We start from the raw sequence: 10,944 nt of genomic DNA on the forward strand, positions 1-10,944 counted from the left end.
GCGAGCAAACCTCGCCAAGCCCGCGTTACCCCGCCAGCCGCTTCCGGTTGGCGCGCACCGTGCGAGAATAGTGCCGGATGATCTTCTTCGTCGCGGTTGCAGGCGTGGTACCCAGGCGACCCGTCAGCATCGCCATCTGCAACTGCAGCGCCGCAGTCATCTTCTCATCGATCATGCGATGCGCCTCGGCATCGCTGGCAGCGTTGCCATTGGGACCGGCCATCACGCGCTGCCACGTCCGCAACCCGATCACCGCCGACGCTTCGAGCCCGAGCGTCCACGCTTCGATACCGATTGTCGGCCATGGATTGGCGATCGCGCCGAGCTTGCTTTTGCGGGCCATGGTCGCGGTCCTTGATCGGGTTTGGCGGAGACAGTCTCCATCGCCAACGCTTGGGCCGAGGATTCGGTGCGCGTCAGGACGGTGCCGGGAAAGCCCGGTTCACGCCACCCCGATAATTTCGACCGCATCGACCTTACCCGCAAAATCCACGCGCTCGCCAACCTCCCCACCGATCAGCGCGCGCGCCAGCGGTGCCTGGAAGCCGATACGGCCCTCCGCCGGATCGGCCTCGTCGCCGCCGACGATTTCGACCGTGCGGTCGGCACCCGCCAGGTGGTACGTCACGCGACTGCCAATACCGATCACGCCAGCAGGCGGCGCGGGTACGACTTCAGCGGTGGTCTGGCGGGTATGCCAATAGCGCAGTTCGCGCAGCACCGCGTCGCGATCGACCGCCGCCGCATCGGCCAATGCCGCTTCCAGTTCGATCACCTTGGCACCGATCAGCGCCAGCCCGCGCGGCGTGACCAGATTCGGCCCCGGCGCGATCGGCCGTTCGAACTTGGGTTCCAGATGTTCCTCGTCGCTTTCGCGACGGAAGGCGACGCTCATTCCGCTTCCTCTCGTGTTTGTTGTATAACGCGCTGCCGGACACTTGGGTGCAACGCAACAATCTGCTAGGCGCTGCCGATGCTGAATATCAATGGTATCACGGTGCGCCTCGGTGGGCGCGCGATCCTCGACGGCGCGAGCGCCGCACTGCCCCCCAAGAGCCGGGTCGGCCTGATCGGGCGCAATGGCGCGGGTAAGTCCACGCTGATGAAGGTGATGATCGGCCAGCTCGAACCCGATCTCGGCGAGATCGAGATGCCGCGCGGCACCCGTATCGGCTATATCGCGCAGGAAGCGCCGAGCGGCACCACCACCCCGATCGAAGCCGTGCTCGCCGCCGATACCGAGCGCGCCGCGCTGCTGACCGAGGCCGAAACCTGCCAGGACCCGGATCGTCTGGGTGCCGTCTATGATCGGCTGACCGCGATCGACGCCTATACCGCCCCCGCGCGCGCCGCGCGCATTCTGGTCGGCCTCGGCTTTGACGAGGAAATGCAGGGTCGCCCGCTCGACAGCTATTCGGGCGGCTGGAAGATGCGCGTCGCGCTCGCTTCCCTGCTGTTTTCCGAACCCGATCTGCTGTTGCTCGACGAGCCCTCGAACCATCTCGATCTCGAAGCGACCCTGTGGCTCGAGAATTTCCTGAAGAGCTATCCGGCGATGATGGTCGTCATCAGCCACGAGCGCGATCTGCTCAACAATGTCGTCGACACGATCCTGCATCTCGAAGGCGGCAAGGTCCATCTTTACACCGGCGGCTATGACAGCTTCGAGCGTCAGCGCGCCGAGCGCGTCGCCCAGCTCGCCGCCGCCAAGGCCGCGCAGGATTCGCAACGCGCAAAATTGAGCGAATATATCGCCAAGAACAGCGCCCGCGCCTCGACCGCCAAGCAAGCGCAGAGCCGCCAGAAGATGCTGGCGAAGATGCAGCCGATCGCGTCGATGGTCGAAGATCCGACGCTGTCGTTCGAATTCCCGAGCCCTGAAGAATTGCGCCCACCGCTGATCACGCTCGACATGGCGGCCGTCGGCTATGCCGACAAGCCGATCCTGCAGCGCCTCAATTTGCGGATCGATCCCGATGACCGCGTCGCGCTGCTGGGCCGCAACGGCAACGGCAAGACCACGCTCGCGCGCTTGCTCGCGGCGCAATTGCCCGCGATGGACGGCGCGATGAACGCCAGCGGCAAGATGCGCGTCGGCTATTTCACCCAATATCAGGTCGAGGAACTCGACGGCGACGATACCCCGCTCGAACATATGACCCGCATGATGTCGGGCAAGACGCCGGGCGCGGTGCGCGCGCAGCTCGGCCGCTTCGGCTTCTCGGGCGTCAAGGCGACGCAAAAGGTCGGCAAACTCTCAGGCGGCGAACGCGCGCGCCTCGCGCTAGCGCTGATCACGCGCGACGCGCCGCACATGCTGATCCTCGACGAACCCACCAACCACTTGGACGTCGATGCGCGCGAGGCGCTGGTTCAGGCGCTCAACGCCTATGACGGCGCGGTCATCCTGGTCAGCCATGATCGCCACATGGTCGAACTCACCGCCGACCGGCTCGTGCTGGTCGATGGCGGCACCGCGAAGGAATATGCCGGCAGCATGGAGGACTATATCGCCTTCGTGCTGGCAGGCGATGGCGGTGGCGAAGGTGCCAAGGCCAAGGCGGCGAAGAAGGACGACAAGCCACAACTGAGCGCCGCTGCGGTCGCCCTGCAAAAGCGCGCGCATGAGGCTGAGGCTTTGGTCGCCAAGCTCACCAAGCAGCTGGGTGCGATCGACCGCGCGATGCTCGATCCAAGCACCTCCGAGGCGTGGCTCGCCCGGCTAAGCCCGGCCGACTTGACCAAGCAGCACGCGCAGATTTCGAAGAAGCTGGAGGCCGCCGAGGCCGTGTGGTTCGAGATCAGTGAAACGCTGGAGCTGGCCGCAGCGTAACGTAGATGGTGCGGGTGGTCGGGGTCGAACCGACACTCCTTGCGGAACGGGATTTTGAGTCCCGCGCGTCTACCAATTTCACCACACCCGCAGCGTGGACGGTGCTGTTAGCCGCGACCGCGCCGGACATCAACCCCACATGCGCAGAAGCCAGCCCACCAAGATCAATACCGCGCAGATTGACAGCACCGCCGCCAGAATCGCCGGGACGGCGCTCTGTATTGCACGGCTCTCCAGACCGGGGGCCGCATCGCGTTCCGGCAATCGCTCAGCGAGATAGTGCGCGCGAACCGCCTCGGCGATCCAGGGCTCGGTCAAGCCGACATGGCGTGCATAGGTGCGGGCAAAACCGACGGCGTAAAGCGCCGCGTGAAAAACGCGATAATCGGCGCGCTCGATCGCCTCGAGGTGGCGCTCGGGAATTCGCGTATGGCGGGACACATCACGGAGCGACTCGCCCATCGCCTCGCGCGCGCTCTGCAACGCGGCACCTGGAAACGACTCGCGCCTGACAGGCGGCGCGACGTCGATTGAGACAAGGTCCGCTCCCCCGTACGCTTCGCCGTGTCCCGCCATACGATTCCCCCGCCCAATGGAATCGTTACGGCCCCATTTGAAATATTACACCCTATGGTTACCCAGTTTGATAAACATCACATGCGTCATTTGAGCAAATCGGGTAAGAGTCGTTCGCACAGGGCGGTGGGGAGCGATCGGATCGGTGCAACATTTGCAATGGGAAGTTGCGGCGCGGCCGGGGAGCCGCATGATCGGTCGCATTGTCAGCCAGATGCAATTGGCGTCTGGACTGGATGTGGTCCGCGTTTTGGAAGAGCATCTCCAGCGAAAAATCCCGTTCGATCGAGCGATTTTCCTGCTGATGATCTTGCGCGGCAGTAGCGGCCTTCGCGCTTTCTGTAACGGTCTAGCGTCGACCGCGCCTTCGGTCGTGGACGGCATCAGTATCAATGCGGTCGCAATGTCGCTCAATCGACCGTTCGAGACGGTACGACGGCACGTCCACGCCTTGATCGACGACGGGATTTGCCAGCGCGTCGATCACGGCGTGAGCGTTCGGAGCGAGACGCTGGCCCTGCCCGCCTTTGCGACCTTGCTGCGTTCGCTGCACGACCACATGGTCAGTGTCATCGAAGATCTGTCACAGATGGGCGTTCCCCTGCCGCCAAATCATGTCGATCGTTTCTATGATCCGAACGCTACCATTGCAGCGGCGATCGACCTGGTGCTTGCGCCGTTCGATTATATTCGGGAAGCGCATGCAAGCTGGCTCGAGCTTGTGGTCGTGCACACCGTGGCAACCGCCGGTGCGCGCAAGATCACGCGCGACCCGGAACTGAGCCGCCGCTATGGGGAAGCCGATACCGCTCCGCCCGAGGATTTGCGCGAGCCCATCGCCATCACCGTACTCGCCCGTACCTTGCGCATGAGCTATTCGACGGTCCGGCGGGAGGTCGAAAGTGCGGTCGCATCGGGAAAGCTGACGCGTGCCGGACACGGCGTCCTGGCCACCGACGCATATCTGAGGTCGGCCGCGATCGTCCAGGCCGGAGCGCGTGCCACCGCGCACTGCGCACACGTCTTGCGGAGGCTGGGTCCAGGCGGATTTCGCTTCGATAACCCGACGCACTGCTATCTCGACGGCAAGCCGGCGTTCCTCACCTTCGACTGAGCCCGACTAATTGCGAGGTGCCTGACGGCGATAGCTTAGCGCCTCGGCAACATGAATGCGCCCGACCGTCTCGGCACCGGCCAAGTCGGCAATCGTCCGCGCAACCCGCAGGATGCGCGTATAGCCCCTTGCCGACAAACGCATCGCTTCCGACGCTTGCGCCAGCAGCGTGCATCCTGCCGCATCGGGAGTGGCGACGGCGTCGAGCAAAGCGCCGTCCGCATCGGCGTTGGTGCGCGCCGCATGGTCAGCATAGCGCGCTCGCTGCACCGCCCGCGCCGCCGCGACACGCGCCGCGACCTCGGCCGAGCCTTCGCTTGGCGGCGGCAACACCAGATCGGCGGCGCTCACGGCCTGCACCTCGATATGCAGATCGATGCGGTCGAGCAGCGGCCCCGAGACCTTCGCCTGATAGTCGGCTGCACAGCGCGGCGCGCGCGAACAGGCAAGGGCCGCGTCGCCCAGATGACCGCAACGACACGGGTTCATCGCCGCGATCAATTGCACCCGCGCCGGGAAAGTGACGTGGGCATTGGCACGTGCGACGCTGACGGTCCCGGCTTCCAGCGGCTGGCGCAGCGAATCGAGCACGGCGCGCTGAAATTCCGGTAGTTCATCCAGAAACAGCACGCCCAGATGCGCGAGGCTGACCTCGCCCGGCTTGACCTTCAACCCGCCGCCGACCAGCGCCGCCATCGAGGCCGAATGATGCGGCGCGCGATAGGGCCGTTGGCGAGTCAGACGGCCGCCGGTCAGCGTCCCCGCGACGCTCGCCACCATCGACACCTCGAGCGCCTCGCTCGCATCGAGCGGTGGCAAAATGCCCGGCAAGCACGACGCCATCAGCGATTTGCCCGCCCCCGGCGGCCCCACCATCAGCAGATTGTGCCCGCCCGCCGCCGCGATTTCGAGCGCACGCTTGGCCGTCTCCTGCCCTTTAACCTGGCGCAGATCGGGCCCGTGGCCGACATCGTCCGCGTCGCCGGGCAACGGCTCGCTCAGCAGGCCATGCCCCTTGAAATGGTTGATCAGCGACAGGATGTCGGGTGCCGCCAGCACCCCCTGCCCCGCCCAGGCCGCTTCCGAGCCCTGCGCCGCCGGGCACACCAGCCCCATCCCGCGTTCCGACGCATGCAGCGCCGCCAGCAACACCCCCGGCGACGGCGCGATTCGCGCGTCGAGCCCGAGTTCGCCCACCACGACATAATCGCTCAGCGTCTCCGCATCGACCACGCCCATTGCGCCCAGCAGCGCCAGCGCGATCGGCAAATCGAAATGCGATCCTTCCTTGGGCAAATCCGCCGGGGACAGGTTGACCACGATCCGCTTGGGCGGCAGCGCCAGCCCCATCGCCGCAATCGCCCCGCGCACCCGCTCGCGGCTTTCCGCCACCGCTTTGTCGCCCAGTCCAACGACGTTGAAGGCGGGTAAGCCCGGGATCAACTGCACCTGCACCTCGACCGCGCGCGCCTCGAGCCCGAGATACGCCACCGTCGAAACGCTCGCTGCCATCTGTGTTCCCCCCGGACGCGGTTGAAGCATACCGCGTTTTCCGGCGGAGGGAACAGCGCCGGGCGGCGTCTTGCGCAAACAAGACACCGGCCCCACATGCCTGTCGATGATGACGTCCCGTAATCCGCTGGTCCGCACGGGCCTTGTTTCCGGTGGCGTCGTCCTGGTGATTCTCTCGCCGATCGTTGGCGCGATTCCGGGGCCCGGCGGCATCTTTGTGTTTGCCGCCGGCCTCGCGCTGGTTCTGCAAAACTCACACCGCGCCAAAAAGCATTTCGTCACCGCCAAGCGCCGCTGGCCCAGGCTCGGCCATTATGCCGATATGGGATTGCGCCGCCAAAGCGCCGCACGCCGCCGCGCGCGCGACCGGGAAGCGCGGGAAGACGGCCCGCCCGCCAGCTTTCGCGCGCGGCTCGCCGAGATCCTCGCACCACCAACCAACGATCGCACACGTTGACTTTCCGGCACGTCCTCGGTAAGCGCGCACCTTCAAGGCCGTCCTCGTGGCGGCCATTTTCTATTTCGACGTGCCCCGTGCAGAATTTTAGGGAATGAACGATGAAGCGGACCTTTCAGCCGAGCAATCTGGTGCGCGCACGCCGCCACGGGTTCCGCTCGCGCATGGCGACCCCGGGCGGTCGCAACGTGATTCGCGCGCGCCGCAACCGCGGCCGCAAGAAGCTCTCGGCGTAACCGTACCCGTCGGGCCTCCCGACCTACGCACGCTCACGCGCCGCGCGGATTTCCTTGCGGCGAATGCAGGCAAGCGCGCACCCATGCCGGGCTTCGTCCTGCAAGTGCGCGCTCGCGGTGATGGCGATCCCGCCATGCGGGTCGGCTACACCGTCACCAAGAAAATCGGCAACGCCGTGGTTCGTAATCGCATGAAACGGCGGTTGCGTGCCCTTGCGCGCGAGCTGTTGCCCGAAAAGGGCGTGCCCGGTGCTGACCATGTACTGATTGGCCGCAACGGCGGAATCGAGCGCGATTTTACCGCCTTGCGCGCCGAACTCACCAAAGCACTGGCGAAGGCGGCGCGGTGAGCGACCACTCCACTCCGTTCGAGCTGAGCGTGTCGAAGCACACCTCGCAACACGCATCGACGCTCGTGCGGCTGGGGCCCTTCGACAGGCTCAGGGCGAACGGTCACGAGTGTGTCCTAACGTGCTGACCCGCTTCCTCATCCTGCTGGTGCGCGGCTGGCAAATCGGCCCTTCGGCCGTATTGCCGCCATCGTGCCGCTACACCCCAAGCTGTTCCGCCTATGCAATCACCGCGCTTCGCCGCTATGGCGCAGTGAAAGGCGGGTGGTTGGCAACCAAGCGAATCGCGCGGTGCCATCCCTGGGGCGGGTTCGGACCCGATCCAGTGCCCTGATCGAACGGAAGACACCCGCGTGAAAGAAGATACCCGGAATTTCATCCTGTTCGCGGTGCTGGCCGCGATCATTCTGCTGGGCGGCAATTTCCTGTCGGCTCGCTATTTCCCGCATGTCGCCAACCCGCCCGCGACCAAGCTGGTCGATGGCAAGAGCCAGGTTGTCCCTCCGCCCAGCGGAAGCCCGGCCGCGACGACCCCGGCGCAGGTTCGCGATCTGGAAATCGTCCGCCGCGAAACTCCGCGCGTGGCAATCCAGACCGCCGATCTGCAAGGCTCGATCAACTTGAAGGGCGCGCGGATCGATGATCTGACGCTGACCAAATACAAGCAGACGATCGACAAGAATTCCCCGCCGATCCGCCTGCTGTCGCCACGCGGCACCAAGGACGCCTATTTCGCGGGCTTCGGCTGGAATGGCGACGGCGTCACCGTTCCCAATGGCGATACCGTCTTCACCGCCAATGGCACGACGCTGACCCCCAACACCCCGGTCACGCTGTATTGGGACAACAAGCAGGGCCAACGCTTCACGCTGACCTTCGCGGTCGATGCCAAATATATGTTCACGGTGCGCCAGACCGTCGCCAATGCCGGTCCCGCGCCGATCTCGCTGCGCCCCTATGCGCTCGTCTCGCGCTCGGGCGTCGGCACCGAGGCCGATACCTGGACCAACCATATCGGCCCGATCGGCGTGTTCGACAAAGGCGCCACCTATGACATCACCTTCGACAATCTGAAGGGCAAGGACGCCAGCTTCCTCGGCAAGATCTGGGGCAATTCGGCCAAGGCTGGCGAGAATTTCTTCAATTCCACCGGGGGCTGGCTCGGCTTCGGCGACAAATACTTCCTCGCCGCCGTCATCCCCGATCACGGTGCGCCGGTCCGTGCAGGCTTCCATGCCGCCACCGGCGACGTGTTCCAGGGCGATTTCACGCTCGCCCCGCGCGTCGTCGCACCGGGCAAGGCGCTCGTCTCGACCGCCAAATTTTTCGCCGGCGCCAAGGAAACCAACACGCTCGACCGTTATGAGGATCGCCTCGGCATCCAGCATTTCGGCAAGGCGATCGATTGGGGCTGGTTCGAGATCGTCGAAAAGCCGATCTTCAAATATCTCGACTGGTTGTTCCGCATGATCGGCAATTTCGGTGTCGCGATCATCCTGCTCACCGTCACGATCCGCACGTTGATCTTCCCCGTCGCGCAGCGTCAGTTCGCCTCGATGGCCGCCATGAAGGCGATCCAGCCGAAGATGAAGGCGATCCAGGAAAAGTATAAGGACGACAAGGCCCGCGCGCAGCAGGAAGTGATGGCGCTGTACAAGGCCGAGAAGGTCAACCCGCTCGCGGGCTGCCTGCCGACCCTGATCCAGATCCCGATCATGTATTCGCTGTACAAGGTGCTGCTGCTGACGATCGAAATGCGCCATCAGCCGTTCGTCGGCTGGATCCACGATCTGTCGGCACCCGATCCGGCGACGATCCTCAACCTGTTCGGCTATCTGCCCTACCACCTGCCGTCCTTCCTCGCGATCGGCGTGGTGCCGGTGCTGCTCGGCGTGTCGATGTTCTTCCAGTTCAAGCTGAACCCGGCGCCGATGGACGAAGCGCAAAAGCAGGTCTTCGCGATCATGCCGTGGATGCTGATGTTCGTGATGGCCCCGTTCGCGGTCGGCCTGCAGGTCTACTGGATCACCTCCAACCTGTGGACCGTCGCACAGCAGCGCCTGCTCTACGCCCGCCATCCTGGGCTGAAAGAACCGGCGGTGAAGAAGTGAGTTTCGAACCCGAAGACGTCGAAGCCGCGCGCAAGCTCTTCGCCGGGCCGATCGCGTTCCTCAAATCGGCACCGACGATCGAGTTCCTGCCCGATGCGGTGGTGCCCGAGGTGGCGTTTGCCGGGCGCTCCAACGTCGGCAAATCGTCGCTGCTCAACGCGCTCACCGGCCGCAATTCGCTCGCGCGCACGTCGAACACGCCGGGCCGCACGCAGGAATTGAACTTCTTCGACGTGGGCAACCCGCTGGCGTTCCGCCTCGTCGACATGCCCGGCTACGGCTTTGCCAAAGCGCCCAAGGACATGGTCAAGAAGTGGCGCTTCATGGTCAATGATTTCCTGCGCGGGCGCGACGTGCTCAAGCGGGCGCTGGTGCTGATCGACGCGCGCCACGGCATCAAGGACGTCGACCGCGACATTCTGGAGATGCTCGACAAGGCGGCGGTGAGCTACCGCATGGTCATCACCAAGGCCGACAAGATCAAGGCGAGCGAACTGGCCGAGGTCACCCAGGCCACCGCCGACGAAGCGCGCAAGCGCCCGGCGGCACACCCCGAGATTCTGGTGACGTCGAGCGAAACCGGCCTCGGCATCCCCGAACTGCGCGCGGCGGTGATCGAGGCGGTCACCAGCTAAGCGGGTTTTCGGCGCACGTTGGCGAGCGCGCACATCTGCGCTACAGTGATGCCATGACTCGTCCGATGCGCCCCGCCCTGCTGCTCCTTTCCGCCGTTGCGGCCAGCGCCGCGTGCTTGCCGACGGCGGGCTTTGCCCAGCAGGCCTCGACCGCACCGACCACCACGGCCCCAGCGACCACGCAGCCCACAGGCGACACGATCCGCCTGTCGGATCGTGAACGCGACGCCATCCTCAACAGCAACACCGTGGAAAGCGCCGCCGCCGCTCGCGGCGAGCGCCTGCCGGGCACCGGTCCCGGCATTCACGGCGAAATCGGCGCGATGATCGGCTCGAACGGCACGCGCGGCGTCTACGGCACCGCCTCGATCCCGCTCGGCGACAATGCCGGTGCCGTCATTTCCTTCGAGAGCAGCCAGTATAATTGGCCCCGCCGCGCGCGCTGACCAGCCACGGCCATACGATACGCCTTTCAAACCTCGCGATACATCGCTGGTCCTATGGTTTCATCGCAACATGGTGATCGTCATTAGATGCTGTTGAGCCCCGATCGGCTTCTCAGCAAAGGACGCGATCACGGCAAGTTGGTGTGTGCCGATGTCGATCGTCCAGCTAGCGCGGTGAACGGTGACGCCGCCTTCGTTAGATATTTCGTCCGGTCGCTGGGATAATTGCATTCCCATCGAGTCATAGAAGGTCTTTAGCCGAGCGTTGAGAGCTGCTTCCATGCCCGTCGGATCGGCTGCACGAACGGTGACGCCGCAGGTCTGCTTCCCCGGAGCAAACCACAGTGCCGCCCATGCGTCGTGAGGGCTCCTGACAATCCAGCCTTCGGTCGCGGCCGCACCCGGCGCAACTCTGTTCAACTCATCGGGAGTCATCGAGCGCGCCGTTTCCGGTTGACCATCGAAAATGTGCGCCTTTGTTGGCTTGAGTGCGGTTTCCACACACATGCTCCCAAATAGGTCGACCACTTCCTGGCCCTGATTTGACACCAAGGGCGCAGGCGGTGGTGTGCTGGCCTGAAGAAGCAGGGCGAAGAAAAGCATATCGGTCTCTCCGGGGATCAGAATCGAACGCTAAGACAACTCAATTCTCGTAGGCCGTAATCTGCATCAGA

13 protein-coding genes, 1 tRNA gene and 1 pseudogene are annotated in these 10,944 nt (G+C 64.7%); 9 read left to right on the forward strand and 6 right to left on the reverse strand.

Annotation, left to right across the window (positions count from 1 at the left end; genetic code table 11):
* Nucleotides 1-25 precede the first annotated feature (25 nt).
* Both EJC47_RS21050 and EJC47_RS15245 read right to left on the reverse strand, forming a co-directional pair.
* Nucleotides 26-343, reverse strand: a complete 318-nt coding sequence (locus tag EJC47_RS21050; protein WP_185867687.1) for a hypothetical protein — start codon at nucleotides 341-343, stop codon at nucleotides 26-28.
* A 99-nt stretch (nucleotides 344-442) separates the two neighbouring features.
* Nucleotides 443-895: a GreA/GreB family elongation factor gene (locus EJC47_RS15245; protein WP_126848780.1), complete on the reverse strand. Its 453-nt coding sequence runs from the start codon at nucleotides 893-895 to the stop codon at nucleotides 443-445.
* 78 nt (nucleotides 896-973) lie between these two features.
* Between EJC47_RS15245 and EJC47_RS15250 the strand changes: the two genes are divergently transcribed.
* Nucleotides 974-2,833 carry an ABC-F family ATP-binding cassette domain-containing protein gene (locus tag EJC47_RS15250; protein WP_126848781.1) on the forward strand — a complete coding sequence of 620 codons (1,860 nt, stop codon included), beginning with the start codon at nucleotides 974-976 and terminating at the stop codon, nucleotides 2,831-2,833.
* Nucleotides 2,834-2,839: 6 nt separating this feature from the next.
* Here the strand turns inward: EJC47_RS15250 and EJC47_RS15255 are convergent.
* Nucleotides 2,840-2,924, reverse strand: a tRNA-Leu gene (locus EJC47_RS15255).
* 38 nt (nucleotides 2,925-2,962) lie between these two features.
* Nucleotides 2,963-3,409, reverse strand: a complete 447-nt coding sequence (locus EJC47_RS15260; protein WP_052192253.1) for a helix-turn-helix domain-containing protein — start codon at nucleotides 3,407-3,409, stop codon at nucleotides 2,963-2,965.
* A gap of 190 nt (nucleotides 3,410-3,599) precedes the next feature.
* On the opposite strand from EJC47_RS15260, the gene EJC47_RS15265 reads away from it, so the two are divergent.
* Complete coding sequence (locus EJC47_RS15265) at nucleotides 3,600-4,523, forward strand: hypothetical protein (protein WP_126848782.1); 924 nt, start codon at nucleotides 3,600-3,602, stop codon at nucleotides 4,521-4,523.
* Nucleotides 4,524-4,529: 6 nt separating this feature from the next.
* Here EJC47_RS15265 and EJC47_RS15270 read toward each other — a convergent pair whose 3' ends face one another.
* Complete coding sequence (locus EJC47_RS15270; protein ID WP_126848783.1) at nucleotides 4,530-6,035, reverse strand: YifB family Mg chelatase-like AAA ATPase; 1,506 nt, start codon at nucleotides 6,033-6,035, stop codon at nucleotides 4,530-4,532.
* 109 nt (nucleotides 6,036-6,144) lie between these two features.
* On the opposite strand from EJC47_RS15270, the gene EJC47_RS15275 reads away from it, so the two are divergent.
* The 7 genes and pseudogenes from EJC47_RS15275 to EJC47_RS15305 all read left to right on the forward strand — a co-directional run bounded on the left by EJC47_RS15275 (nucleotide 6,145) and on the right by EJC47_RS15305 (nucleotide 10,270).
* Entirely contained in the window at nucleotides 6,145-6,492 is a 348-nt protein-coding gene (locus EJC47_RS15275) for a hypothetical protein (RefSeq protein WP_260591603.1), read from the forward strand.
* A 101-nt stretch (nucleotides 6,493-6,593) separates the two neighbouring features.
* Complete coding sequence (rpmH, locus tag EJC47_RS15280; RefSeq protein WP_010162954.1) at nucleotides 6,594-6,728, forward strand: 50S ribosomal protein L34; 135 nt, start codon at nucleotides 6,594-6,596, stop codon at nucleotides 6,726-6,728.
* Between the two features lie 38 nt (nucleotides 6,729-6,766).
* Nucleotides 6,767-7,078: pseudogene (gene rnpA / locus EJC47_RS15285) on the forward strand (ribonuclease P protein component); the annotation flags it as partial.
* Nucleotides 7,079-7,199: 121 nt separating this feature from the next.
* Nucleotides 7,200-7,412 (forward strand): membrane protein insertion efficiency factor YidD, encoded by a 213-nt coding sequence (gene yidD, locus EJC47_RS15290; protein ID WP_126848784.1) that lies wholly within the window; start codon nucleotides 7,200-7,202, stop codon nucleotides 7,410-7,412.
* Between the two features lie 19 nt (nucleotides 7,413-7,431).
* Entirely contained in the window at nucleotides 7,432-9,189 is a 1,758-nt protein-coding gene (gene yidC, locus EJC47_RS15295) for a membrane protein insertase YidC (RefSeq protein ID WP_126848785.1), read from the forward strand.
* Nucleotides 9,186-9,824 carry a ribosome biogenesis GTP-binding protein YihA/YsxC gene (gene yihA, locus EJC47_RS15300; RefSeq protein WP_126848786.1) on the forward strand — a complete coding sequence of 213 codons (639 nt, stop codon included), beginning with the start codon at nucleotides 9,186-9,188 and terminating at the stop codon, nucleotides 9,822-9,824. Before yidC ends, yihA begins: the two co-directional genes overlap by 4 nt.
* A gap of 53 nt (nucleotides 9,825-9,877) precedes the next feature.
* Nucleotides 9,878-10,270 (forward strand): hypothetical protein, encoded by a 393-nt coding sequence (locus EJC47_RS15305; RefSeq protein WP_260591604.1) that lies wholly within the window; start codon nucleotides 9,878-9,880, stop codon nucleotides 10,268-10,270.
* A 60-nt stretch (nucleotides 10,271-10,330) separates the two neighbouring features.
* Here EJC47_RS15305 and EJC47_RS15310 read toward each other — a convergent pair whose 3' ends face one another.
* A complete protein-coding gene (locus tag EJC47_RS15310; RefSeq protein WP_010407682.1) occupies nucleotides 10,331-10,873 on the reverse strand; it encodes an NMCC_0638 family (lipo)protein in 543 nt (180 codons plus the stop codon).
* Between the last annotated feature and the right edge of the window lie 71 nt (nucleotides 10,874-10,944).

This window comes from Sphingomonas sp. TF3 (genome assembly GCF_003985085.1).
Taxonomy (GTDB): domain Bacteria; phylum Pseudomonadota; class Alphaproteobacteria; order Sphingomonadales; family Sphingomonadaceae; genus Sphingomonas.

What these genes read in the sequence shown, in the direction of transcription:
- EJC47_RS15275 (WP_260591603.1), top strand. Translation starts at nt 6,145, where the DNA reads ATGACGTCCCGTAATCCGCTGGTCCGCACGGGCCTTGTTTCCGGTGGC.
- EJC47_RS15245 (WP_126848780.1), bottom strand. Translation starts at nt 895, where the DNA reads ATGAGCGTCGCCTTCCGTCGCGAAAGCGACGAGGAACATCTGGAACCC.
- EJC47_RS15310 (WP_010407682.1), bottom strand. Translation starts at nt 10,873, where the DNA reads ATGCTTTTCTTCGCCCTGCTTCTTCAGGCCAGCACACCACCGCCTGCG.
- EJC47_RS21050 (WP_185867687.1), bottom strand. Translation starts at nt 343, where the DNA reads ATGGCCCGCAAAAGCAAGCTCGGCGCGATCGCCAATCCATGGCCGACA.
- EJC47_RS15265 (WP_126848782.1), top strand. Translation starts at nt 3,600, where the DNA reads ATGATCGGTCGCATTGTCAGCCAGATGCAATTGGCGTCTGGACTGGAT.
- rpmH (WP_010162954.1), top strand. Translation starts at nt 6,594, where the DNA reads ATGAAGCGGACCTTTCAGCCGAGCAATCTGGTGCGCGCACGCCGCCAC.
- EJC47_RS15260 (WP_052192253.1), bottom strand. Translation starts at nt 3,409, where the DNA reads ATGGCGGGACACGGCGAAGCGTACGGGGGAGCGGACCTTGTCTCAATC.
- EJC47_RS15250 (WP_126848781.1), top strand. Translation starts at nt 974, where the DNA reads ATGCTGAATATCAATGGTATCACGGTGCGCCTCGGTGGGCGCGCGATC.
- EJC47_RS15305 (WP_260591604.1), top strand. Translation starts at nt 9,878, where the DNA reads ATGACTCGTCCGATGCGCCCCGCCCTGCTGCTCCTTTCCGCCGTTGCG.
- EJC47_RS15270 (WP_126848783.1), bottom strand. Translation starts at nt 6,035, where the DNA reads ATGGCAGCGAGCGTTTCGACGGTGGCGTATCTCGGGCTCGAGGCGCGC.